This window comes from Nonomuraea sp. NPDC050783 (genome assembly GCF_040802095.1).
Taxonomy (GTDB): domain Bacteria; phylum Actinomycetota; class Actinomycetes; order Streptosporangiales; family Streptosporangiaceae; genus Nonomuraea.
The window spans coordinates 1-22191 of the sequence record NZ_JBFAHK010000037.1 but is presented as its reverse complement, the minus strand read 5'-3'; the positions used below and the strand labels follow the sequence as shown (position 1 = coordinate 22191).

At 73.4% G+C, this 22191-nt stretch carries 26 protein-coding genes; 8 read left to right on the top strand and 18 right to left on the bottom strand.

The window, feature by feature from the left end; all coding sequences use genetic code 11:
* Positions 1 to 14 precede the first annotated feature (14 nt).
* Positions 15 to 857 (top strand): HAD family hydrolase, encoded by an 843-nt coding sequence (locus tag AB0H75_RS46790; RefSeq protein WP_367807895.1) that lies wholly within the window; start codon positions 15 to 17, stop codon positions 855 to 857.
* A 109-nt stretch (positions 858 to 966) separates the two neighbouring features.
* Here the strand turns inward: AB0H75_RS46790 and AB0H75_RS46785 are convergent, their stop codons facing one another.
* From AB0H75_RS46785 to AB0H75_RS46765, 5 genes are all read right to left on the bottom strand, one after another.
* Positions 967 to 1155 (bottom strand): hypothetical protein, encoded by a 189-nt coding sequence (locus AB0H75_RS46785; RefSeq protein WP_367807893.1) that lies wholly within the window; start codon positions 1153 to 1155, stop codon positions 967 to 969.
* A 137-nt stretch (positions 1156 to 1292) separates the two neighbouring features.
* Entirely contained in the window at positions 1293 to 1910 is a 618-nt protein-coding gene (locus tag AB0H75_RS46780; protein ID WP_367807891.1) for a TIGR00645 family protein, read from the bottom strand.
* A 5-nt stretch (positions 1911 to 1915) separates the two neighbouring features.
* Positions 1916 to 2065: a hypothetical protein gene (locus AB0H75_RS46775; RefSeq protein WP_367807889.1), complete on the bottom strand. Its 150-nt coding sequence runs from the start codon at positions 2063 to 2065 to the stop codon at positions 1916 to 1918.
* 77 nt (positions 2066 to 2142) lie between these two features.
* Complete coding sequence (locus AB0H75_RS46770) at positions 2143 to 2364, bottom strand: hypothetical protein (RefSeq protein WP_367807887.1); 222 nt, start codon at positions 2362 to 2364, stop codon at positions 2143 to 2145.
* 86 nt (positions 2365 to 2450) lie between these two features.
* A complete protein-coding gene (locus tag AB0H75_RS46765) occupies positions 2451 to 2819 on the bottom strand; it encodes a winged helix-turn-helix transcriptional regulator (RefSeq protein ID WP_367807885.1) in 369 nt (122 codons plus the stop codon).
* A gap of 68 nt (positions 2820 to 2887) precedes the next feature.
* On the opposite strand from AB0H75_RS46765, the gene AB0H75_RS46760 reads away from it, so the two are divergent.
* A complete protein-coding gene (locus AB0H75_RS46760; protein WP_367807883.1) occupies positions 2888 to 3634 on the top strand; it encodes an NADPH-dependent F420 reductase in 747 nt (248 codons plus the stop codon).
* Between the two features lie 254 nt (positions 3635 to 3888).
* Here the strand turns inward: AB0H75_RS46760 and AB0H75_RS46755 are convergent, their stop codons facing one another.
* A complete protein-coding gene (locus AB0H75_RS46755) occupies positions 3889 to 4557 on the bottom strand; it encodes an endonuclease V (RefSeq protein WP_367807881.1) in 669 nt (222 codons plus the stop codon).
* Positions 4558 to 4591: 34 nt separating this feature from the next.
* On the bottom strand, positions 4592 to 6220 hold the full coding sequence (locus tag AB0H75_RS46750) for a catalase (RefSeq protein ID WP_367807879.1): 1629 nt from the start codon (positions 6218 to 6220) through the stop codon (positions 4592 to 4594).
* 124 nt (positions 6221 to 6344) lie between these two features.
* Between AB0H75_RS46750 and AB0H75_RS46745 the strand changes: the two genes are divergently transcribed.
* The 4 genes from AB0H75_RS46745 to AB0H75_RS46730 are packed head-to-tail and all read left to right on the top strand — an operon-like array spanning position 6345 to position 11245.
* Positions 6345 to 7457: an alpha/beta hydrolase gene (locus AB0H75_RS46745; RefSeq protein WP_367807877.1), complete on the top strand. Its 1113-nt coding sequence runs from the start codon at positions 6345 to 6347 to the stop codon at positions 7455 to 7457.
* A 46-nt stretch (positions 7458 to 7503) separates the two neighbouring features.
* A complete protein-coding gene (locus AB0H75_RS46740; RefSeq protein WP_367807875.1) occupies positions 7504 to 8817 on the top strand; it encodes an FAD-dependent oxidoreductase in 1314 nt (437 codons plus the stop codon).
* A 10-nt stretch (positions 8818 to 8827) separates the two neighbouring features.
* Complete coding sequence (locus AB0H75_RS46735) at positions 8828 to 10480, top strand: AMP-binding protein (protein ID WP_367807873.1); 1653 nt, start codon at positions 8828 to 8830, stop codon at positions 10478 to 10480.
* A 9-nt stretch (positions 10481 to 10489) separates the two neighbouring features.
* Positions 10490 to 11245, top strand: a complete 756-nt coding sequence (locus AB0H75_RS46730) for a sulfite exporter TauE/SafE family protein (RefSeq protein ID WP_367807871.1) — start codon at positions 10490 to 10492, stop codon at positions 11243 to 11245.
* On the opposite strand, the gene AB0H75_RS46725 is transcribed toward AB0H75_RS46730, so the two are convergent.
* The 11 genes from AB0H75_RS46725 to AB0H75_RS46675 all read right to left on the bottom strand — a co-directional run bounded on the left by AB0H75_RS46725 (position 11233) and on the right by AB0H75_RS46675 (position 20196).
* The gene (locus AB0H75_RS46725; RefSeq protein WP_367807869.1) at positions 11233 to 12003 is read right to left on the bottom strand and encodes a type 1 glutamine amidotransferase; all 771 of its coding nucleotides are present in this window, start codon (positions 12001 to 12003) and stop codon (positions 11233 to 11235) included. The two genes, AB0H75_RS46730 and AB0H75_RS46725, sit on opposite strands and share 13 nt — an antisense overlap.
* Positions 12003 to 12413, bottom strand: a complete 411-nt coding sequence (locus AB0H75_RS46720) for a DUF5655 domain-containing protein (protein WP_367807867.1) — start codon at positions 12411 to 12413, stop codon at positions 12003 to 12005. Before AB0H75_RS46720 ends, AB0H75_RS46725 begins: the two co-directional genes overlap by 1 nt.
* 37 nt (positions 12414 to 12450) lie before the next feature.
* Complete coding sequence (locus AB0H75_RS46715) at positions 12451 to 13278, bottom strand: bifunctional 5,10-methylenetetrahydrofolate dehydrogenase/5,10-methenyltetrahydrofolate cyclohydrolase (protein WP_367807865.1); 828 nt, start codon at positions 13276 to 13278, stop codon at positions 12451 to 12453.
* Positions 13275 to 13880: a cyclodeaminase/cyclohydrolase family protein gene (locus AB0H75_RS46710; protein WP_367807863.1), complete on the bottom strand. Its 606-nt coding sequence runs from the start codon at positions 13878 to 13880 to the stop codon at positions 13275 to 13277. Before AB0H75_RS46710 ends, AB0H75_RS46715 begins: the two co-directional genes overlap by 4 nt.
* A 29-nt stretch (positions 13881 to 13909) precedes the next feature.
* Entirely contained in the window at positions 13910 to 14380 is a 471-nt protein-coding gene (locus tag AB0H75_RS46705; protein ID WP_367807861.1) for a hypothetical protein, read from the bottom strand.
* A gap of 79 nt (positions 14381 to 14459) precedes the next feature.
* Positions 14460 to 15908 (bottom strand): M1 family metallopeptidase, encoded by a 1449-nt coding sequence (locus AB0H75_RS46700; RefSeq protein ID WP_367807859.1) that lies wholly within the window; start codon positions 15906 to 15908, stop codon positions 14460 to 14462.
* A gap of 65 nt (positions 15909 to 15973) precedes the next feature.
* Positions 15974 to 16738, bottom strand: a complete 765-nt coding sequence (locus AB0H75_RS46695) for a chitosanase (RefSeq protein ID WP_367807857.1) — start codon at positions 16736 to 16738, stop codon at positions 15974 to 15976.
* A 63-nt stretch (positions 16739 to 16801) separates the two neighbouring features.
* On the bottom strand, positions 16802 to 17422 hold the full coding sequence (locus AB0H75_RS46690; RefSeq protein ID WP_367807855.1) for an FMN reductase: 621 nt from the start codon (positions 17420 to 17422) through the stop codon (positions 16802 to 16804).
* 25 nt (positions 17423 to 17447) lie between these two features.
* Entirely contained in the window at positions 17448 to 18563 is a 1116-nt protein-coding gene (locus AB0H75_RS46685) for an LLM class flavin-dependent oxidoreductase (protein ID WP_367807853.1), read from the bottom strand.
* Positions 18564 to 18644: 81 nt separating this feature from the next.
* Positions 18645 to 19295 (bottom strand): epimerase, encoded by a 651-nt coding sequence (locus AB0H75_RS46680; protein WP_367807851.1) that lies wholly within the window; start codon positions 19293 to 19295, stop codon positions 18645 to 18647.
* A 157-nt stretch (positions 19296 to 19452) separates the two neighbouring features.
* Positions 19453 to 20196: an IclR family transcriptional regulator gene (locus AB0H75_RS46675; RefSeq protein ID WP_367807849.1), complete on the bottom strand. Its 744-nt coding sequence runs from the start codon at positions 20194 to 20196 to the stop codon at positions 19453 to 19455.
* A gap of 70 nt (positions 20197 to 20266) precedes the next feature.
* Here AB0H75_RS46675 and AB0H75_RS46670 point away from each other — a divergent pair, with 70 nt between their 5' ends.
* Together AB0H75_RS46670 and AB0H75_RS46665 are read left to right on the top strand one after the other, a co-directional pair.
* A complete protein-coding gene (locus AB0H75_RS46670; protein ID WP_367807847.1) occupies positions 20267 to 20632 on the top strand; it encodes a metal-sulfur cluster assembly factor in 366 nt (121 codons plus the stop codon).
* On the top strand, positions 20629 to 21612 hold the full coding sequence (locus AB0H75_RS46665) for an amidohydrolase family protein (RefSeq protein ID WP_367807845.1): 984 nt from the start codon (positions 20629 to 20631) through the stop codon (positions 21610 to 21612). The genes AB0H75_RS46670 and AB0H75_RS46665 overlap by 4 nt, the downstream gene beginning before the upstream one ends.
* Positions 21613 to 22191: the final 579 nt, after the last annotated feature.

Sequence of the window (22191 nt, the reverse complement as noted above, 5' to 3'; positions counted from 1 at the left end):
GTACCTTACAACGTATGACGCCTCCTCGTATCGTGGCCACCGACCTCGACGGCACCCTCCTGACCTCCGCCCGCACGGTCTCGCCGCGCACCAGGGACGCGCTCCGCCTGGCCCGCGAGTCCGGGGCCGAGATCGTCTTCGTCACCGCGCGGCCGCCGCGCGGCGTGCGCGCCGTCGCCGAGCAGGCGGGCGTGACGGGCACCGCGATCTGCAGCAACGGCGCCATCGTCTACGACCTGGAGACCGACGAGATCACCGAGAGCCTGCCGCTCGACCCGGCCGCTGCCCGCCGGGCCGCGCTCGCCCTGGCCGAGGCCCTGCCCGGCGTCGGGCTGGCGGTGGAGACGGGGCGGGACGTGCTGGTCGAGGCCGCCTACACCCGGCGCGTGCCGGAGGACCTGGCGTTCTACCGGGAGGTGACCGCGCTCTTCGGCACGGCCGAGCCTCCTGCCGGGGCTGCCGCCGGGTCTCTCGCCGGGCCGGTCGCCGGGCCGGTCGTCAAGCTGCTCGCGCACTCGCCGGCCCACACCGCCGACGAGATGATCGCCGCCGTGCCGGCGGTGCTGGCCGGCCTGGCCGAGATCACGCAGTCGGGGGAGAGCGGCCTCGTGGAGATCAGTGCCCCGGGCGTGACCAAGGCGGCCACCCTGGACCGGCTCTGCCGGGCGCGGGGCGTCGCGGCGGGCGAGGTGGTGGCCTTCGGCGACATGCCGAACGACCTGGCGGTGCTGGCGTACGCGGGCGCGGGTTACGCGATGGCCAACGCGCACGAGGCGGTGCTGGCGGCGGTGTCGCGGCGCACGCTGTCGAACGACGAGGACGGGGTGGCGGCGGTCCTGGAGCGGTTGTACGGCTGAGGAGCCGGGCCCGCCCGCCCGGGAAGACGGCGGACGAGCCCGGAGACAGGGGACGCAGGGACGGTGGACGCAGGGACGGTGGACGCGGGCGGTGGACGCGGACGGTGGGTCAGGCGTCGTCGTCGGAGACGCGCGAGGTGTCCTTGCAGGTGGCGGGCGCCCGCGCGAGCAGCGACGCGCCACCGCAGGTGCTCACCGGCACCGACACCGGCTCGACGATCTCGTCGTTGAAGACGGTCACGTCCCCGATGAGGGGCGGCGGCGGACCGGCGTGCCCCGAGCCGGAGTGAGCGGCCACGGCCTGAACCGGGACGGCCTGAGCGGGAGTGGCGTGCGCGGGAGTGGCGTGTGCCGGGGCGGCGTGTGCCGGGGCGGCGCAGAGCAGCAGGAGCGCTCCAGCCAGTGCTCCGGCCCCGCCAGCGGCCACTGCCGCCCCTAGGCGATCAGCCGCTCCTGGGGTCGCTCGGCGGGCCGCCCGCCCTGGTCGTTGCTGTCGGGTCTCAAGCGCCCGTACGTCATGATCCGGTCGATCAGGGCGAGCGCGACGGCGGACACCACGAACGTCAGGTGTATCAGCGTCTTCCACAACAACTCCCTGTCGGTGATGGCCGGCTTGCCGGCGTTGATGAAGATCTGCAGAAGGTGGATGCCGGAGATCCCGATGATCGCCATCGCCAGCTTGACCTTGAGCACGTTGGCGTTGACGTGCGAGAGCCATTGCGGCTGGTCGGGATGGCCCTCGATGCGCAGCCGCGAGACGAACGTCTCGTAGCCGCCGACGATCACCATGATCAGCAGATTGGAGATCATCACGACGTCCACGAGGCCGAGGACGATGAGCATGACGACGGTCTCCGGCGGCGAGCCGCCGAACCCGAGGTGGACCAAGTGGGCGAGCTCCACCATGAAGCGCCACACGTACACGATCTGGGCGACGATCAGCCCGAGGTAGAGCGGCACCTGGATCCAGCGGCTGAGGAACATGACGTAGCCGACGCGGGTGAGCGCCGACCGTGGCCCGGCGGGGGTCCGGGCCACGGAGAGCTGGGCCATTCCCACTACGACGTCAGGACGTTGACGTGCTGGACCCAGGTCTGGATCTCGGCCAGGGGCGGCGACCCGGAGCCGAGGTGGTCGAGGAGGACGGGGGGTGTGATGGCGGTGGCCAGCGCGAAGGCGGCGATGACGGTCAGGGATCCGGCCTTCAAGAGGTCTCCTTGTGGCTGCTGCTCATCTGCGGGGGGGAGCGGAGGGGGAGGGAGGGAGCGGGGGGCGGGGGAGCGGGTCAGGGATGGAGGCAGGACACCGCCGGGACCTCGGCGGGGACGCTCGGCGCGGCCGGATCGACGACGGTCGTGAGCTCGGTCGCCGCGGTCGCGAGGCAGGCCCCCACGGAGAAGGGGTCCACGACGGCGTGGGCGGCCGGCGCGGTGAGCAGGCCGAGGCCGGTGACGGCGAGGGCGGCGGCGAGGACGGGCGTGAGGGCCCGGCGTGAGCCGGTGAGCATGGCACCTCCTGAGTGACGGTAAAGAACAACCGACGTGTAGTTACCCAGGGTAGTAAGTCAGTAACGCTACGTTCACGGCGGGATTTTCAGGAGGCGGGCGCGTCCCAGCGGTCCTGCGCCGCCATGACCTCGTCGGCGTGCTCGAAGGCCCACTCCCCGAACGCGCCGATCGGGCCGAGCAGGGTGCGGCCGAGGTCGGTCAGCTCGTACTCGACGCGCGGCGGGGCCTCGGCGTACGCGTGCCGCGTCACCAGGCCGTTGAACTCCAGCCGGCGCAGCGTCTCGGTGAGCACCTTCGTGCTGATGCCGCCGATCTCCTCCCGCAGCAGGCCGGGGCGGCGCGGGCCGTGCCGCAGGGCCCAGAGCACGACGGCGTTCCAGGTGTTGCCGAGCAGGTCGAACGCCAGCCGGGCCTGGCAGTCGGCGAGGAACAACGCGGACCTTTCGATGGGCACCGGATGGTGCGTGACGGGCTTCCTACAGTCCTCCTATCAGTAAAACCCTTCTCAGGAGGAGGACGCGCATGCGGATCGGGATCCTCGGCGCCGGCGGGATGGCGGACGCGCTCGGCACCCGGTGGGCCGGAGCGGGACACGAGATCATGATCAGCGGCAGGGACGCCCGCGCGAGCGCCGCCCGCGCGGCGAAGATGGCGGAGATGGCGGAGGCGGCGGGGATGCCGGGGACGCCAGGGATTACGGGGGCGCCGGGGATCACGGGGACGCCGGGGATCACGGGGACGCCGGGGGCGCCGGGGACGACCGGCCGGGTGACGGCCGGGAGCTGGGCCGAGGCGGCCGCCTTCGGGGACGTCGTGGTGGTGGCGGTGCGCGAGGCGGGCCTGGTGGACGTGCTGACGGCGAGCGGCCCGGCGCTGCGCGGCAAGCCCCTGGTGGACGTGACCAACGCGGCGGACCCGGCCGCCTACGACCCGGCGCGCTCGCCCGCGCTGCTCATCGCCCGGCTCAGCGGCGGCCACGTGGTCAAGGCGTTCAACCTGTGCCACGTGGACGTGTGGCGGATGCGGCCGCCGGTGTTCGACGGCCGGCCGCTGGCCGTGCCGCTGTGCGGGGACGACCCGGCGGCGCTGGCGGCGGCGCGCACGCTGGTGACCGACCTCGGCTGCACGCCGGTGGACGGCGGCGGGCTGGCCCGGGCGACGCAGCTGGAGGCGACGGCCGCGTTCATGATCGGGCTGTGGTTCGGCGGCGCGGACGCGCAGGCCGTGCTGCCGCCGCTGGAGTGGTCGGGAGCGCACACCCCCGCCTGACGCGCGGGCGGCCCTGGCAGACGCCCAGAGGGGTAGTGGCGACGACGACGGGCGGCGGATGCCCGGCGGCGCCGTGCTGGCGCAGGCGGTGACGGCCGGGCAGCTCATGAGCGGGGCGGGGCGGGCCGCACGGCGCCGGGGCGCCGGCCGGGCAGCTCATGAGCGGGGCGGGGACGGGCCGCACGGCGCCGGGGCGCCGGCCGGGCACGTACCGGGGCCGGTGCCGCTGGAGGGACGCCGCCGGAGGGATGTCCCTAGGGAGCGGGGTGGCGGGCGAGGTGGTCGGCGCGGCGGATGGGCTCGGGCAGGCGGTAGCGCGGGGTCAGGCGGAGGACCTGGGCGGTGACGGTCTCCAGGGAGACGCGGTGCCCCTGGGAGACGTACACCGGCTTGACGCCGTCCCGCGTGCGCAGGGCGCGGCCCACCACGGCGCCGCCGTGCACGATCGGCGTCCACGACCCGCGCCGCGCCGCCGGCGGCTCGTACGCGCCGACGAACGGCGTCTTGCCCACCCCCAGCGCGGGCAGCCCGGTCAGCACGCCGAGGTGGCAGGCCAGCCCGAACCCGCGCGGGTGGGCCAGCCCGTGGCCGTCGCACACCAGCAGGTCGGGCGTGACGGTGAGTCGTTCCAGCGCCTCGACGAGCGCGGGCAGCTCGCGGAAGGCGAACAACCCCGGCACGTACGGGAAGGCCGCCACGCCGTCCACGGTGACCTGCTCGACCACGTCGAGCGTGCCGGCGTCCATGACGACCACGGCGGCGGTCAGGCCGTCGCCGCCGGAGCCGTGGTAGTGCACGTCCAGGCCCGCCACCAGGGCGAAGGAGTCGGGCCCCGACAGCTCGACGCGCGGGCGGAGCCGGTCCTGGACGGCCTCGGCCTCCCGCGCGGTGGACGGCCACGGATGGAGCTGCTGCACCTGCACCCGGCCCAACCTATCGCCGGGCGGGACGGCCGGGTTACGGCAGGCCGCGCTCGTTCGGCACGCAGTGGGTCATCTTCAGGTCGCCGACGTCGCGCGGCCCGTTCTTGCCCAGGTTGGCCAGCCGCCGCCGGTCCTCCTCGGTGAGCTGCTGCTTGGGCAGCGGCTCCAGGTGGGCCACGTCGGACGCCGAGATGCCGAGCCCCTGCCCGACCCGCAGCCCCAGGTCGTCCTCGACGAGCAGCAGGTGCCAGACCATGCGCTCCTGGATGGGGCGCGGGCACTGGGCCAGGTTCGTGGTGAAGTTCTTGACCAGGTCGTCCTTCTCCCACTGGTGCATCAGGCAGTAGCGCTGCCCGGCCTGGAGGTAGTCGTTGGTGCGGGTGATCCGCTGCCGGGTGACCCGCGCGTTGATCTCCGGCCCGACCTCGGGGCTGCCGATGGGGTCGGCCTCGCGCAGCCCGTCGGTGATCGAGGGCTCGTAGTTGATGTGCGGGCTGCGGCCCCGGCTGTCGGGCGCGTACATCATCAGGCCGTCGCTCTGGTTGGTGCGCACGTCGGCGTTCCTGGCCTGGTTGACCGGGAGCTGCAGGTAGTTGGGGCCGACCCGGTAACGCTGGGTGTCGCTGTAGGAGAACGTGCGGCCGACGAGCATCTTGTCGTCGGAGAAGTCGAGCCCGTCCACCAGCACGCCGGTGCCGAAGGAGATCTGCTCGTTCTCGCCGAAGTTGTCGGAGACGGTGCGGTTGAGCACCAGGCGGCCCACCGGCAGCGCGGGGAACTCGTTCTCCGGCCAGACCTTGGTGTCGTCCAGCGGGTCGAACTCCAGCTCCGGGTGCTCGTCGTCGCTCATCATCTGCACGACCAGCTCCCACTCGGGGAAGTCGCCCCGCGCGATCGCGTCGTGCAGGTCCCTGGTGGCGTGGCCGAGGTCGTGCGCCTGGATCGCGGCGGCGTCCTCCTCGGTGAGGCTGCGCACGCCCTGCTTGGGCATCCAGTGGTACTTCACCAGGCGGGACTCGTCCTGCGCGTTGACCCACCGGTAGGTGTTGACCCCGAAGCCCTGCAGGTGCCGGTAGGTCGCGGGGATGCCGCGCGGGCTGAACAGGTTCACCAGCATGTGCATCGACTCGGGGGTCTGCGACATGAAGTCGAAAATCCGCGCGGGCTCCTGGCGGAAGGTGATCGGGTCGGGCTTGAGCGCGTGGATCACGTCGGGGAACTTGATGGCGTCCCGGATGAAGAACACCGCCAGGTCGTTGCCCACCAGGTCCCAGTTGCCGTCCTCGGTGTAGAACTTGATGGCGAAGCCGCGCGGGTCCCTGGCCGTCTCGGCGGAGTCGCGCCCGCCGATCACGGTGGAGAAGCGCAGCGCCACGTCGGTGCGCTTGCCGGCCTCCTGGAACAGCTTCGCCCTGGTGTAGCGGGCGATGGGCTCGTCGCCGTACCTGCCGTACGCCTCGAAGTAGCCGAAGGCGGTCGTCCCGCGCGCGTGCACCACGCGCTCCGGGATGCGCTCCCTGTCGAAGTGGCTGATCTTCTCCAGGAAGTGGTAGTTCTCCAGGGTCGCCGGGCCGCGCGATCCCACCGTGCGCTGGTTCTGGTTGTCGTAGACGGGGTGCCCCTGCCGGGTGGTCAGCACGGGACGATCGTCGCCGGTCGTCATCGCTCCGGCTCCTTCCATGTGGACGCTTCCGCTTCCATATCCGGATCCCGGCGTGCGTGATCTCCCGTCCCGTGCGAGAACGGATAAAGCCTCGGCCAAAGCGCCTTCTGTACGCTCGGCATCCATGGACGAGGTGCTGGTCGTGGTGGGTCCGGGGGTCGTGGCCGACGCCGCGCTGGTCGGCGAGGTGGCCGAGCGCGAGTTCGCGGCGCTGGGCGTGGCGGGGTCGGTGGTGCACGCGCGGGACGCCGCCCGGGTCGCGTCCCTGCTGCGGCCCGGCGCGGTGGTGCTGCCCGGGCCCGCAGGCGAGGTGCGCGAGCTGATCGGGCGGCCGCTCGGGCCGGTGGTGTGGGTGGACGTCGAGCGCGCCGACGGCGTCGAGCCGGGGGAGGAGGCCACGCACCTGCACGGGCGCGGGGTGGCCGGGCTGACCTGGGGGATCCGGCACGCGGTCCACCGGCTGCGGCACCCGGCCCGCCGCCGCATCCCGTACGGCCCGCACCGGGACCAGTGGGGCGACCTGTACCTGCCCCCGGACCCCGCCACCCCGGACCCCGCCCCCTCGAATCCCGTCCCCTCGCATCCCGGCGGGGCGCTGCCGCCGGTCGTGGCGCTGATCCACGGCGGGTACTGGCGCTCGATCTGGGCCGCCGACCTCATGGAGGCGCTCTGCGCCGACCTGACCGGGCGCGGGCTCGCCGTCTGGAACCTCGAATACCGCCGCCCCGACCTGCACGGCTGGGACGCGACCGCCGAGGACGTCGCCGCCGGCCTGGCCGCGCTGGCCGGGTGCGGCGCCCCCCTCGACCTCGGCCGGCTGGCGCTGGCCGGCCACTCCGCGGGCGCCCAGCTCGCGCTGCGGGCCGCGGCCGACGGCACGCCGGCGGCGCTGGTGCTCTCGCTGGCGGGCGTGCTCGACCTCGTCGAGGGCGACCGGCGCTGGGCCAGCGCCGGCGCGGTCGCCGCCGCGCTCGGCGGCCCGCACGCCGCCCGGCCCGGCCGGTACGCCGCCGCCTCGCCGCTGCTCCGGCTCCCGCTCGGCGTGCCGCAGCTCGTCGTCCAGGGCAGCGCCGACGACCTGGACCTGGTCGACTTCGGCCGCCGGTACGCGGGAGCCGCCCTGCGGGCCGGGGACGAGGTCACCTACCTGGAGATGCCGGGCGACCATTTCGACGTGATCACCCCCGGGACGCCGATCTGGCGGGCGGCGGCCGAGACCCTGACATCCCTGTTGTAGACGGTTTGTGGTGGACAGGGGCCGGGCTCCGCCGTACGAAGGGAACATGGAGGTCACGATCGTCGGCGCCGGCCTGGTCGGCTGCCTGCTCGCCTGCTTCCTGGCCCGCCGCGGCCACCAGGTCACCCTGTACGAGCGCCGCCCCGACCCCCGCGAGCGGCGGGCGGGCGACGCGGGCCGCTCCATCAACCTGGCCCTGTCCGAACGCGGCCTCGACGCCCTGCGCCGCCTGCGCCTGGACGACCGGGTCAGGGCGGCGGCCCTGCCGATGGCGGGCCGGATGATGCACGCCCAGGACGGCGGCCTGTCGTTCCAGCCCTACAGCGCCGGCGGCGCCCACGCGATCAACTCCATCGGCCGCGCCGCGCTCAACCGCGAGCTGCTGGAGGCCGCCACCGCCCTGCCCGGCGTCCGGGTGCGCTTCGGCCACCGGCTCACCGGCCTCGACGAGCGCCGCGGCACCCTCGCCTTCGACCCCGGCGGGGGCGAGGCCCGGGCGCGGGTGGTGATCGGCGCGGACGGGGCGCGCAGCGCGGTGCGGGCGCGGTTGCAACGATTGCCCGGCGTCAGCTTCAGCCAGGACTACCTGGACTACGGCTACAAGGAGCTGAGCATCCCGGCGCTGCGCGGGCAGTTCGCCCTGGATCCGGGCGCGCTGCACATCTGGCCGCGCGGCCGCTCGATGATGATCGCGCTGCCGAACCCGGACCGCTCCTTCACCTGCACGCTCTTCTGGCCGCACGACACCCTCGCCGCGCTCGACACGCCGCACAAGGTGCGGGCGTACTTCGCCGAGCACTACCCGGACGCGTTCGAGCTGATGCCCGGCCTGGTCGCCGGCTACCGGGACAACCCGGTCGGCCACCTGGTCACCGTGCGCTGCTCGCCCTGGCACGTCACCACGCCGGCCGCCACGGTCGGCCTGATCGGCGACGCCGCGCACGCCATCGTGCCCTTCTACGGCCAGGGCGCCAACTGCGGCTTCGAGGACTGCGTCGAGCTGGAGCGCTGCCTCGACCGGACGGGCGACGACTTCCCGCGCGCGCTGGAGCTGTTCGAGCGCCGCCGCGCGGACACCGACGTGATCGCCCGGCTGGCCCTGGACAACTTCGTGGAGATGCGCGACAGGGTCGGCTCCCGGGCGTTCCTGGCCGGCAAGCGGGTGGAGCACGCGCTGGAGCGGGTGCTGCCGGGGTACCGCTCGCGTTACGAGCTGGTGTCGTTCACGACGACGCCGTACGCGGAGGTGGAGCGGCGTGTCGCCCGCCAGCGCCGCTGGGCCGCGGCCGCCGGGCTGGGGGCGGCGACGGCGGCGGTCTCGGGACTGGTGGCCCTGGTGCGCGCGCGGGCGGACGGCTGACACTGGGCACATGTTGTCGTACTCCAGCGCAACCGCCGACACGCCCCTGCTGGGCGAGACCGTCGGCGCGAACCTCGAACGGGCGGCGGCCCGCTTCGGCGAGCGGGAAGCGCTCGTGGACATGCCGGCCGGCCGCAGGTGGACCTACGCCCGCCTGGACGCCGACGTGACCGCCCTGGCCCGATCGCTGCTGGCCAGGGGCGTGCGCAAGGGCGACCGGGTCGGCATCTGGTCGCCCAACCGCGCCGAGTGGGTGCTCGTCCAGTACGCCACCGCCAGGATCGGCGCCGTCCTGGTCAACGTCAATCCCGCCTACCGCACCCACGAGCTGCGGTACGTGGCCGAGCAGTCGGGGATGAGCCTGCTGATCAGCGCGCTGACCCACAAGGGCAGCGACTACCGCGCCATGATCAACGAGATCGGTCTCGCCGACGTCGTGTACTTCGACGACCCGAGCTGGGACGCCCTGCTCGCCGAGCGGGCCCCGGCCGCCGCCCTGGCGGCCAGGGAGGCGGAGCTGAGCTTCGACGACCCGATCAACATCCAGTACACCTCGGGCACCACCGGCTTCCCCAAGGGCGCGACGCTGTCGCACCACAACATCCTCAACAACGGCTACTTCGTCGGCGAGCTGCTGCACTACACCGAGGCCGACCGGGTGTGCCTGCCGGTGCCGTTCTACCACTGCTTCGGCATGGTGATGGGCAATCTCGGCGCGCTCTCGCACGGCGCGTGCGTGGTCATCCCGTCGCCGGGCTTCGACCCCGAGGCCGCGCTGCGGGCCGTGCAGCAGGAGCGGTGCACCTCCCTGTACGGGGTGCCGACGATGTTCATCGCCGAGCTGGCCCTGGCCGCCGGGTTCGACCTGTCGTCGCTGCGCACCGGCATCATGGCCGGCTCGCCGTGCCCGGTCGAGGTCATGAAGCGCGTCGTCGGCGAGATGAACATGCGCGAGGTCGCCATCTGCTACGGCATGACCGAGACCTCGCCCGTCTCCACCATGACCAGGGCCGACGACGACCTGGCCCGCAGGACCGGCACCGTGGGCCGGGCGATGCCGCACGTCGAGATCAAGATCGTGGACCCGGAGACCCGGCTGCCCGTCCCGCGCGGCGAGCCGGGCGAGCTGTGCACGCGCGGCTACTCGGTCATGCTCGGCTACTGGAACGAGCCGGACAGGACCGCCGAGGCCATCGATGAGGCCCGCTGGATGCGCACCGGCGACCTGGCCACGATGGACGAGGCCGGCTACGTCAACGTGGTCGGCCGCATCAAGGACATGATCATCCGGGGCGGCGAGAACATCTACCCGCGCGAGATCGAGGAGTTCCTCTACGGCCACCCGGACATCGCCGACGTCCAGGTCATCGGGGTGCCGGACGAGAAGTACGGGGAGGAGGTCATGGCCTGGGTGGTCATGCGCCCCGGCGCCGAGCCGCTCACGGCCGGGCGGGTCAGGGAGTACTGCGCGGGGCGCCTGGCGCACTACAAGATCCCCCGGTACGTGCACGTCGTGGACGCCTTCCCGCTGACGGTCACCGGGAAGATCCGCAAGGTGGAGATGCGGGAGCGCTCGGTGGACCTGCTCGGCCTGCGGACGGCGCCCGCGGCGCGTGATCTGAGGACCCGCCCCGACCGAGCGGACAAAACGGACAAGCCATAGCATGGCCGGGTGATCTTCGGAGACGTGCTCGGGCTGCTCGGCGTCGGCGTCGCGGCCGGCGTGGTGAGCACGGTGGTGAGCCTCGCCTCCCTCGTCTCCTACCCGGCCCTGCTCGCCTTCGGCCTCCCGCCGCTGACCGCCAACGTCACCAACACCGTGGCCCTCGTCTTCACCGGCGTCGGCGCCGCCGCCGGCTCCCGCCCGGAGCTGGCGGGGGAGGGCGACCGGATGCTCCGCCTCGGCCCGATCGCCGCGCTGGGCGGCGCGGCCGGCGCCCTCCTGCTGCTGCTGACCCCGGCCAGGACGTTCGAGCTGATCGCCCCCTGGCTGATCGCGATGGCCTCGCTCCTGCTGATCCGGCCGCCCTCCGGCGGCGGGCGCGGCGAGCACGGGGTGCTGGGGCGGATCGCGCTGTTCGCCGTCACCTGCTACACCGGCTACTTCGGCGCGGCCGGCGGCATCCTGCTGCTCGCCGTCCTCACCGCCATGTTCGGCCGCTCGGCGTCCGGCCACCCGCCCGCCAAGCTCAACGCGATGAAGAACGTGCTGTCCGGCCTGGCCAACGCGGTGGCCGCGCTCGGCTTCGCGCTCTTCGGGCCGGTGGACTGGAGCGCGGCCCCGCCGCTGGCGGCCGGCTTCCTCCTCGGCGGCTGGCTCGGCCCCAAGATCGCCCGCCGCCTGCCGGGCCAGAGCCTGCGCTACCTGGCCGCGGCCTGCGGGCTGGCGGTGGCCGTCAAGCTGGCCTGGGACTCCTACGCCGGCTGAGCCCCGGCCGGCTGAGCCCCGGCCGGCTGAGCCCCGGACAGTTGAGCCCCGGCCGGCTGAGCCCCGGACGTGGCGTGCTCGGTGACCAGGGCGGCGAAGCGCCGGGTCACCTCGTGCCAGATCGGCGTGGACACCGGCTCGTCGGCCACCGCCCGGGCGTAGACCTCGTCCGGGTCGAAGCCGTCGGCCTGCCACTCCCGGATGCGCGCGGGCAGCACCTCGGGATGGAACTGCACCCCCCAGGCCCGCTCGCCCACCCGGAACGCCTGGTAGGGGCAGGCCGCGGTCTCCGCCAGCCAGACGGCGCCCGGCGGCAGCCCGGTGACCGCGTCCTTGTGGTGCTCGACGGCGGGCACCGCCGGGGGCAGCCCGTGGAAGAGCGGGTCCGCGGCGGCCTCCGGCCGGATCGTGACGGGCAGGCTGCCGTTCTCGGGCGCGCCCGTGTCGCCGGTGACCTCGCCGCCCGCCACCTCGGCGATCATCTGGCCGCCCAGGCAGATGCCGAGCAGCGGCACGCTCCTGGCCAGCGCCTGGCCCACCAGCCGCCGGGCGTCCGCCAGCCACGGCGCGCGGGCGTCGTCGCCGGGCAGGTAGCCGCCGCCCAGCATGATCATGGCGTCGTGCCCGAGCCGGTCGGGCAGCGGCGCGCCCTCGTGGGCGAGCACGATGTCCAGCTCGTGCCCGGCCTCGGCCAGCCAGGCACCCACCCGGCTCGGGCCGCCGCTGCGGCTGTTCTGCACGACCAGCACGTCACCCATCAGAAACCTCCATGATCATCACAAGCCTCGGCCATCCAGGCGAGGATCCGCTCGTCCACGTCCTGCACGCGGGTGAGCTTGAACATGTGCCACGTACGCCCGCCGGGCCCGGGCAGCGCCCGGGCGATCAGCGGGTGCTCGACCCGCCTGGGCAGCGCCAGCGCCAGCGACAGGCTACGGGCCCTCGGCCGCACCTCGGCGAACTTCCGCCCGCTCTTCAGGAACACCCCGACCCGCACCGCGTCCTCGTGGACCGGGCCGAGCCCTTCCAGCAACCGGTCGTAGATCTCCCGGTAGACGGGCGGGTGCGGCGCGAACGTCTCGTCCACCGTGCAGCCGGGCACGCAGACGTGCGACTGCCGCTCCCGGGCGAACTCCCGGTCGCACTGCGGGCACGTCCACCGGCTCACGCCCGGCCGCCCTCCGGGGCGGGCCGCGTCCCGCGCGTCACGAGGCGGCCGCCGCGCGGGCCGTGTGGTGGAGCAGGAGGGCCGTGGTCACCGGGCCGACGCCGCCGGGGACCGGGGTCAGCGCGCCGGCCACCGGCGCGACCGCGGCGGCGTCGACGTCGCCGGTCAGGCCGCCGTCCTCGGTCGGGTTCGTGCCGACGTCGATGACGACCGCGCCCGGCGCGACGTGCCCGGCCCCGATCAGGCCCGCCCGCCCGGCCGCCGCGATCAGCACGTCGGCCCGCGAGGTGACCGAGGCCAGGTCGCGGGTGCGGGAGTGGCAGACGGTGACGGTGGCGTTCCGGTCGAGCAGCAGGTGGGCGAGGGGCTTGCCGACGACCGTCGAGCGCCCCACCACCACGGCCCGCCGCCCCTCCAGCTCCACCCCGTAGTGGTCGAGCAGCGCCAGCACGGCCGCGGCCGTGGCCGGCGCGAACGCGGGCAGTCCCGCCGCCAGCCGCCCGAGGGAGAGCGGGTTGGCGCCGTCCACGTCCTTGGCCGGGTCGATGGCCGCGGCCAGCTCCTGCGCCGAGGCGCCCGCCGGGAGCGGCGTCTGCAGCATCACGCCGTGCACCCCGGGGTCGCCGCTGAGCCGGGCCAGGGTCTCGGCGACGGACTCGGGCCTGGCGTGCGGCCCCAGCTCGACGACGTCGCAGGCGACGCCCGCCCCGGCCGCCGCCTTGGCGATGGAGCGGACGTACCACAGGCTCGCCTCGTCGTCCGTGGCCACCACCACGGCCAGGCGCGGCTGCCCGCCCGCCGCGGCCGCGGCCCGGGTGCGCTCCCGGACGGCGGCGGCCAGGTCCTTGCCGGTCAGGGTCCTCACGGCTTGATCTCCTCGCGTACCGCGGCCGCCACCCGGTCCGCCCTGGCGACGGCGCCGTCCACGGCGGACAGGCGGGCGCTCAGCTCCGCGCGCGGCCCCTCGTCCTCCAGCCCGGACAGGTTGACCTCGACGTTGATCCTGGCGGTGGTGAGCGCGGCGCGGGCGGCGTCGGCGGCGGCCGCCACGTCCGTGAGGAGGTTGCGGTTGGCGACGGGCAGCAGCAGCTCGCACAGCTCGGTCGCGCGCGCGGCGGCCTCGACCACCCGGGCGGGCGGCTCGGCCGCGCCGGCCAGCGCGCGGGCGACGGCGGCGGTGCGCTCCTCGCCCTTGGGCAGCCGGTAGGCGTCGGTGACCGCGGTGAAGGCCGCCGCGTCCTCCTCGGCCAGCCGCAGCGCCCGCGCCCGCAGCTCGTCGGTCTCGGCGATCACGGCCTCGACGGTCGCGGCGTGGGCGGCGTACTTCTCGCCGGTGGTGTAGCGGGCCACCATGCCGAGCAGCGCGGCGGCCTGCGCCGCGTGCAGGGCCGCCGCCGCGCCGCCGCCGGGCGCGGGCACCCGGCCGGCCAGCTCGGCCAGGTAGTCACTGATCCTCAAGTCGCGCATGGCCCGCATTCTGCCAGGCCGGGCGCGGCTCACTCGCGGTACATCGGGCGGGTGGCGTCCTCGGGCAGGTAGGGCGAGGGGCCCTGCCCGTACGCGGAGGAGGTGAGCGGCGGCTCGGCGGCGGCCCGCCACCGCGACGGGAACGCCGAGACGGCCAGCAGCGCCACCCCGAGGACCAGCAGCAGCCCCAGGGAGGCGAGGGCGAGGTAGCCGTCGCGGAGCTGGGCGGGCAGCAGCTCCTGCGGCTCGAAGGTCAGGCCGCTGACCGTCCGGACCAGCGGCAGCAGGCCCAGCGCGGTGAACGCGAGCCCGCCGAGCAGCGAGGCGACCGGCGAGATCCGCGAGCCGGCCAGGAACGCCAGCACGATCCCGGTGGCGGCCAGCACCCCGATCGCCGGCCACGGGACCTGGAACACGCCCCGGGTCTGGTCGGCGACCTGGTCGGTGCCGTAGCAGAGGCCGGCGAGCGTCAGAGGAGGGAGGAGCAGCCCGGCGACCACTCCGAGAGCATGACGGGCACCATTTGACATGATCAACCCCGTATGTTGACGTTGGTGCCAACGTACCCCCGCCCGCCCGTCAGTGTGGCGTGCTCTCCGAGTCCAGCCAGGCGCCGATGAGCCGGGTGAGGTTCTCGCCGGTGTGCCGGTTGATCCAGGCCGTGAACGACGCCCGGTCCTGCGTGGTGTCGCGGTGCTCCTGCGGCCAGGCCCGGAGCATCGCGAGGAAGCGGCGCTCGCCGAGCCGGTTCCTGATCTCGTGCAGCATGAGCGCGGGGCAGTAGTAGACGTTGGCGGTGGCGAAGGCGAGCGGCCGGTAGGCGCCCGGCGGCCCGCTCGCCCGGCGGAGCTCGCCGTCCTGGCGCCGCAGGTCCGTCAGGCGGCTGTTGAAGTCGCCGCCGCGGTCGCCGGCCGTCCACCGCAGTTCGAGGTACATGGCGAAGCCCTCGTTGAGCCACACGTCCCGCCAGGTGCGCGGGGTCACGGTGTCGCCGAACCACTGGTGCGCCAGCTCGTGCGCCACCACGTCCGGCTCCATGCTGCCGGGACCGATGGTGATCATCTGCTGCGTCTCCATGCCGGTGTCGCTGGTGACCACGAGGCCGGCGCTGGGGAACGGGTAGGGGCCGAGCCGGTCCTCCAGCCACCGCATGATCTCCGGCATCCGGCGGGCGACGGGCAGGGCCGCGGCGGCGTCCCCGGGCCGGATCCAGTACGTGATGGGGACGCCCCGCGGCCCCTCGTCCCGGTACATCTGGAACCTGTCGGCCGCGAACACCGTCAGGTAGCTGGCCACCGGCGCGTCCGACCGCCAGCGGAAGGTGCTCGACCCACCGGCCGCGCTCCGGCCCAGGTAGGTGCCGTGCGCGACCCCCGACCAGCCCTCGGGCACCGTGATCGCCACGTCGTACAGCGCCTCGTCGGAGGGGTGGTCGTTGACCGGGAACCAGGTGAACGCGCCGTAGGGCTCCTGCAGCGCGTACGCCGACCCGTCGGGCCCGGTGCGGAAGCCCAGCCGGGCGAGGTCCGGGCGCTCCAGCCCGGAGTCGACGGGCGCCGGGCTGCCGTGGTAACGCACGTTCAGCACGGCGTCCGCGTCCGGCGCGAGCGGCCTGGCGGGCAGGACGGACAGGCGGTCGCCCCGGTGGCTGAACACGGTCGGGGCGCCGTCCAGCGTGACCTCCTCCACCTGGAGCGCGCGCCCGAGGTCCAGCCGCACCTCGCCCAGGGGCCGCGGCGCGGCCACGCGGAGCACCAGCCGCGCCGTGCCGGTCAGGACGCGGCGCTCCGGGCGCCAGTCCAGCGCCAGGTAGTAGTGGAGCACGTCCACCGCAGGGTTGCCGTGGCCGGGGAAGACCGGATCGGCGACGGGCTCGGAACGGCCCTTCCGGTACGCGGACAGGTCCACGGGGGGCGGGGCCGCGGGGGGCGGGACCGCGGCCGGTGCGGGAGGCGGCGAGGTGCAGCCGGACAGCACCAGGGAAAGCACCAGGGACAGGAGCAGCGGCAGTAAGAAGGGCCTGCGCATCCGGGCAAAACTAGCGATCCACACCGGCCCTGGCAAGGTCGTTCCCGTGGGTCACGGTCTCCGCGTCAGCTCTTGATCGTGTAGCTGTCGCCGTAGACCTTCCACTTCAGCGGCGGGGTGAGGTCGAGGTTGCCGGCGTTCAGGAAGACCCGCTGCATGGTGTCCACCCGGGTGGTGTCCTCGTGCGCCTCCTCGGCCTTCATGGCCGCCTTGCGCGCGTCGAGGAAGGCGTGCAGGTACGTCGTCTCGTCGCCGCCCTGCGCCGGGGTCCTGGCCTTGGCCAGGGCGGACTTCCTGATGCCGCCGAAGCTGAGCTTGTCGCCGCCGGGGCCGTGCATGACCATCGCGTCGTAGTAGGCGAACTGGCCGAGCGCCCGCAGCCCGTCCTTCTTGGCCTGGCGCACGGCCGGGTTGAAGTAGACGCGGTCGCGCTCGTCGTTCTGGGCCTGCTGGAAGACGGGGTCCTTGGCGGCGGTCCTCCAGTCCTTGGTGAAGTTCGGGTCGAGGCCGGCGTGCGAGTCGGTGCCGTCGACCCTGCGCAGGGCGGGCAGGTACTTGGCCAGGACGTTGCCCGGCTTGCGCTCGGCGTAGAGCTCGACCAGCGCCAGCATGTCGCCGGTGCCGGAGCAGAAGCCGATGATCCCCGCCGTGTAGCCGCGGCCGTCGTCGATGTCCTCGATGTAGCCGTACTGGGCCTTCCAGTCGAGGGAGGAGTTCTCCGCGCTGGACACCAGTTGCATGGCGATGTCCTTCTTGTGTGGATCGGTGAGATCGGCGGAGGCGGTCCCGCCTAAGGCGAGCGAGAGGGTCAGGAGGGTGGCGGTCAGCACGGAAGCTCCTGGTTCGTTAGGAAAGATTCCTAACGAACCATACTCCCCTGACCGCCGGTGAAACTAGCGGTTCGGGCGCAACGCCGCGAGCTGCTCCGCGAACGGCACGACCTCCTCGGCGCCCTCGCCCGGCCGGGCCCGCGGGGCGCGGTGCGACAGCAGGTCGGCCAGCTCCCCGGCGGCCCGCTCGATCCGCTCGCCCAGGCCGTCGGTGAAGGTGTCGTGCCCGCCGCCCCAGTCCTCCGCCGCCGCGTAGACGGCGGTCGGGACGACCACGGCCCGCAGGTACGCGAACAGCGGCCGCAGCGCGTGCTCCAGCGCCAGCGAGTGCCGGGCGGTGCCGCCGGTGGCCGCGATCAGCACCGGCTTGCCGGTCAGCGCCGTGTTGTCGAGCACGTCGAAGAACGACTTGAACAGCCCGCTGTAGGAGCCGCTGAAGATCGGCGTGACCGCGACGAGCCCGTCGGCCTCCGTGACCGCCGCCAGCGCCTCGCGCAGCCTGGCGTTCGGGAAGCCGGTGACGAAGGCGTTGGCCACGTCGCCGGCCAGCTCGCGCAGCTCGATCACCCGCACGTCCGGCTCGTGCCCGGCCAGCCGCCGGGCGGTCGCCTCGGTGAGGCGGTCGGCCAGCAGCCGGGTCGAGGAGGGCTGGGTGAGTCCCGCCGTGACGGCGACGAGCTTCATGGGATCTCCCTTCGGGGACGTACGGTCAGGCTTCGACGGGGGCGGGGGCGGGGGCAGGGACCTCGGCGGCGCGCCTGGCGGCGAGCAGGGAGGCGTGCGTGGGCGCGTCCGGCACCCCGGCCGGGCGGGCCTTGGCGAACTCCTCGCGCAGCACCGGCACGACCTCCTCACCCAGCAGGTCGAGCTGCTCCAGCACGGTCTTCAGCGGCAGGCCCGCGTGGTCCATGAGGAAGAGCTGGCGCTGGTAGTCGCCGAAGTGCTCCCTGAACCGCAACGTCCGCTCGATGACCTGCTGCGGGCTGCCCACGGTCAGCGGCGTCTCGGCCATGAACTCCTCCAGCGACGGCCCGTGGCCGTACACCGGGGCGACGTCGAAGTACGGGCGGAACTCCCTGATCGCGTCCTGGGAGTTCTTCCGCATGAACACCTGCCCGCCGAGCCCGACGATGGCCTGCTCGGGCGTGCCGTGGCCGTAGTGGGCGTAACGCCGCCGGTAGAGGTCGATGAGCCGCTGGTAGTGCTCCTTGGGCCAGAAGATGTTGTTGGCGAAGAAGCCGTCGCCGTAGTAGGCGGCCTGCTCGGCGATCTCGGGGCTGCGGATCGAGCCGTGCCACACGAACGGCGGCACCCCGTCGAGCGGGCGCGGCGTCGAGGTGAAGCCCTGCAGCGGCGTGCGGAAGCGGCCCTCCCAGTCCACCACGTCCTCGCGCCACAGCCGGTGCAGCAGGGCGTAATTCTCCACGGCCAGCGGGATGCCCTGGCGGATGTCCTGGCCGAACCACGGGTAGACCGGGCCGGTGTTGCCCCGGCCCATGATCAGGTCCACCCGGCCGTCGGCCAGGTGCTGGAGCATGGCGTAGTCCTCGGCGATCTTCACCGGGTCGTTCGTGGTGATCAGCGTCGTGGAGGTGGACAGGATCAGGCGCTCGGTCCTGGCCGCGATGTAGCCGAGCATGGTGGTGGGGGAGGACGGCACGAACGGCGGGTTGTGGTGCTCGCCGGTCGCGAACACGTCCAGGCCGACCTCCTCGGCCTTGAGCGCGATCGTCACCATCGCCTTGATCCGCTCGTGCTCGGTCGGCGTCCTGCCCGTCGTGGGGTCGGGGGTCACGTCGCCCACGGTGAAGATTCCGAACTGCACTTTAGTCACCATCCATGACTGTTGAATCTTTAACGGCTAGGGTAGCGCTCCCGGCCTCCCGGTTATTCCATCATCGGCGGATCAGAGCGCGTTGATGTCCGCCGGCCCGAGGACCCTCCCGGGCGCGCCGCCCGCCGCCACGGCGATCATGGCCTTGCCGATCTGCTCGGTCGTCGTCACCGCCGCCGGGAACATCCGCCGCAGCACCGGGTAGAGCGGGCGGGTCACCACGTAGCCGAGGCGGTAGAGGCGGGTGCGCGAGGTGACGCCGTACAGGGGCTGGATGTAGCCGGGACGGAACATGTAGGCCCGCAGGTCCATCGCCAGCAGGGCGTTCTCGGTCTCGCCCTTCACCCTGGACCACATGGCCCGCCCGCCCGCGTCGGTGCCGGCGCCGGAGACGTACACGAAGGCCGAGCCGGGGTTGAGCCTGGCCAGGGTGCTCCCGGCCGCCACCGCGTAGTCGTAGGTGAGGTGCCGGTAGTCCTTCTCGCTCATCCCGGCCGAGGAGACGCCCAGGCAGAAGAAGCACGCGTCGTACCCGGCCAGCTCCGCCTCGATCGGCGCCAGGTCGGGCAGGCCGGTGTGGACGATCTCCCGCAGCTTGGGATGCGCCAGGCCGGTCGCCGACCGCCCGACCGTGAGCACGCCGGAGACCCGCGCGTCGAGCAGGCACTCCCGCAGCACGCCCCGCCCGACCATGCCGGTGGCACCGAAGATGATCACTTTCATGCCGGCCCGTCCCGATCGTCGCGGAGCTGTCGTCAGGCACGAGGATAGAGCCGCCCGGCCCCGCCCGCGCCCACGGGCCGCCCGGCACGCCCCGGCGCCTCACGGACCCTCTGGCGCGCCCCGGCGCCTCACGGGCCGCCCAGCACGCCCGCGCGCCTCACGTCCCTTCCAGGTCCCGGGCCGCCTCGGCCAGGAGGGCGGCGACCTGGGGCGGGACGGTCAGGCCGCGCGTCGAGACGCCGATCGCCCAGTGGGTGCCGGGGACCACGGCGCCCGCGCACGCCACCTGCTGCCGGAACTGCCCGTGCTCCTCCACCACCTGCCCCGGCCGCAGCCGCGCCAGCTCCTCCTCCACGTCCTCCGGGCTGGCCGGGGTCACCGAGGTGAAGCGGGGCAGCCGCCCGTACCCCGTCAGGACCTCCCGCCGGTCGCGGGCCGGCAGCGCCAGCAGCAGCGCCTTGCCCAGGGCGGTCGCGTGCGGCGCGGTCTCCAGGCCCGCCTGCAGGTCCTCCAGCCACGGCGAGCGCGGCCCCTCGGCCACGTCCACCACCAGCAGCCGCCCGTCGGCGAGTTGCGCCAGGTAGGCGGTGTGCCCGGTGACGGCGGACAGGTGGCGCAGCACGGCCCCGGCGTGCGGCGGCCGCTCGAAGGCGTCCAGCATGTCGTGGAAGCGCTCGGCCACCTTCGAGCCCAGCAGGTAGTCGCCGTCGGGCCGCCGGTGCAGGTAGCCCTCGTAGCACAACGTGCGCACCAGGTGGTAGGACGTGGACAGGTTGAGCCCGCAGCGGCGGGCGATCACCTTGACCGGCAGGGGCCGCTCGGCCCGTGACACCTCCTCCAGCACGCGGAGCGCGCGCGAGACGCTGCGGATCAGGTCGCTGGGCTGTGCGTCATCGGTCATCCTTTCAGCATCTGCGCCATCTGAAAGAGCGCGCCTACCCCAGGAGACACACCCGTCCGACGATGAGGACATGCCGGATATACCGCAGTGGGCCAGCCAGGCGCTGGCCGGGGTCTACGACCCGTGCTGCCGCGAGAAGGGCATCTCGGTCGTCGAGATGGGCCTGGTGCGATCGGTCGAGGTGGACGGCGGCCTGGCCCGGGTCGAGCTGCTGCTGACGACGGGCTGGTGCCCGTTCGCCGCCCGGGTGCTCACCGAGGTCCGCGAGCGCATCGAGGAGCAGCCCGGCGTGGAGCGCGCCGAGGTGGAGGTCGTCTGGGACGAGCCGTGGACCGTGGAGCGGCTCTCGCCCCGCGCGGCCCGCCTGCTGCGCTTCCTGCCCGCCCCCGCGCGGGTGCCCGACAAGGACGCCTTCATCAGGAAGGAAGCGCGATGATCGACGACTTCTTCGTGTTCGACAGCGTCGCCCACGTCACGAACTTCGAGGCCAAGAACGCCTACGGCGCCGCCGGCCGGATGTTCTCCGACCACCTGTACGCCTTCCACACCACGCTCACCCCCGAGGGGGAGACCAAGCTGCCGCCGGAGGAGTTCCTGCGCCAGTGGGGCGTGGACGACATCCGCCGCATGGTGTTCGAGGAGTCGGACACCGACATGCTCGTCGCCATGCCGCTCCCGCTCACCGACCTCTACCACGACGGCCTGTCGCCCTGGCAGGAGTGCGCCGAACTGGCCGCCCGCGACCCGGACAGGACGGTCTTCTGGGGCTCGGTCAACCCCCTGGAGGGCCGCCGGGCGCTCGACCTCATGGAGCGGCAGGTGGGGGAGTTCAACGCGCGCGCGTTCAAGCTGTACAACGTCCGCTACGACTACGGCTCGCCGTACCCGTGGCGGATGGACGACCCGCGCGTGGCGTACCCGATCTTCGAGAAGGCCCGCGACCTCGGGATCGACCTCATCGGCGTCCACAAGGGCGTGCCGCTGGGCCCGCAGCCGATCGAGCACACGCAGACGTGGGACATGGACGGCGCCGCCGCGAACTTCCCCGACATCAACTTCGTCATCTTCCACGTCGGCCTGCCGTTCCTGGACGAGACCTGCTGGCAGCTCGTGCGCTACCCCAACCTGTACGCCTGCCTGGCCGCCACGGTGAACTTCGTCGTCCGCGCCCCGAGGATGTTCGCCGAGATCATCGGCAAGCTGCTCTTCTGGTGCGGCGAAGACAAGATCATCTACGGCTCGGAGGCGCCGATCTTCCACCCGCAGTGGGCGCTGCGCGCGTTCCGTGACTTCACGATCCCGCAGGACCTGTGCGACGGGTACGGCTACCCGCAACTCACCGACCAGGCCAAGCGCAAGATCCTCGGCGAGAACCTGCTGCGACTGCACGGCCTCGCCCCGGTACGCGACTCGTGAACCGCCCGGCGGCGCCCCGGTGACGGCCGATGGCCGGCGGCCCGCCGTTCCCGCCAGGCCCCGGTTCACAACAGCCAGTTGACGATCACGGTCAGCACCACCGACAGCAGGATCGACAGGACGATCATCATCAGGCAGCCCGTCCAGCCGCCCAGCGGGCGCACGTCCCAGTTACCGAATCTCATGGGCCCCGCCTACCCGGCCCGGACAGCACGAAGCCCCGGCACTCGGGCCGGGACCGCTCGCCGAGGTCGTGGCATGACCTGCCCCTTCCCAGGTCCCCGCATCGGCGGGCCTGACAGCGGCGTACGTCAAGGTCCGGACCGGTACGTGAAATCGGTGACGTACGAGGGGTCCGATCTGCGACCTTCAGCGGGCCGTCGGGCACGGGTGGGTCACGTGCCGGTTGGGGCAACAGATCATGCCCACGGTGATGAAGCGTCCTCCGTGGAGCCATTCGCCCCACTGGACATCGACGCCACGCGGCAACAGGTCGGCGGCTCCGGCCAGCCGGTGTTGCAGGGGAATCACGTCCCGGTCCGGCCGGTGCGGCGCGTACGCACCCGCCATCCACTCCCC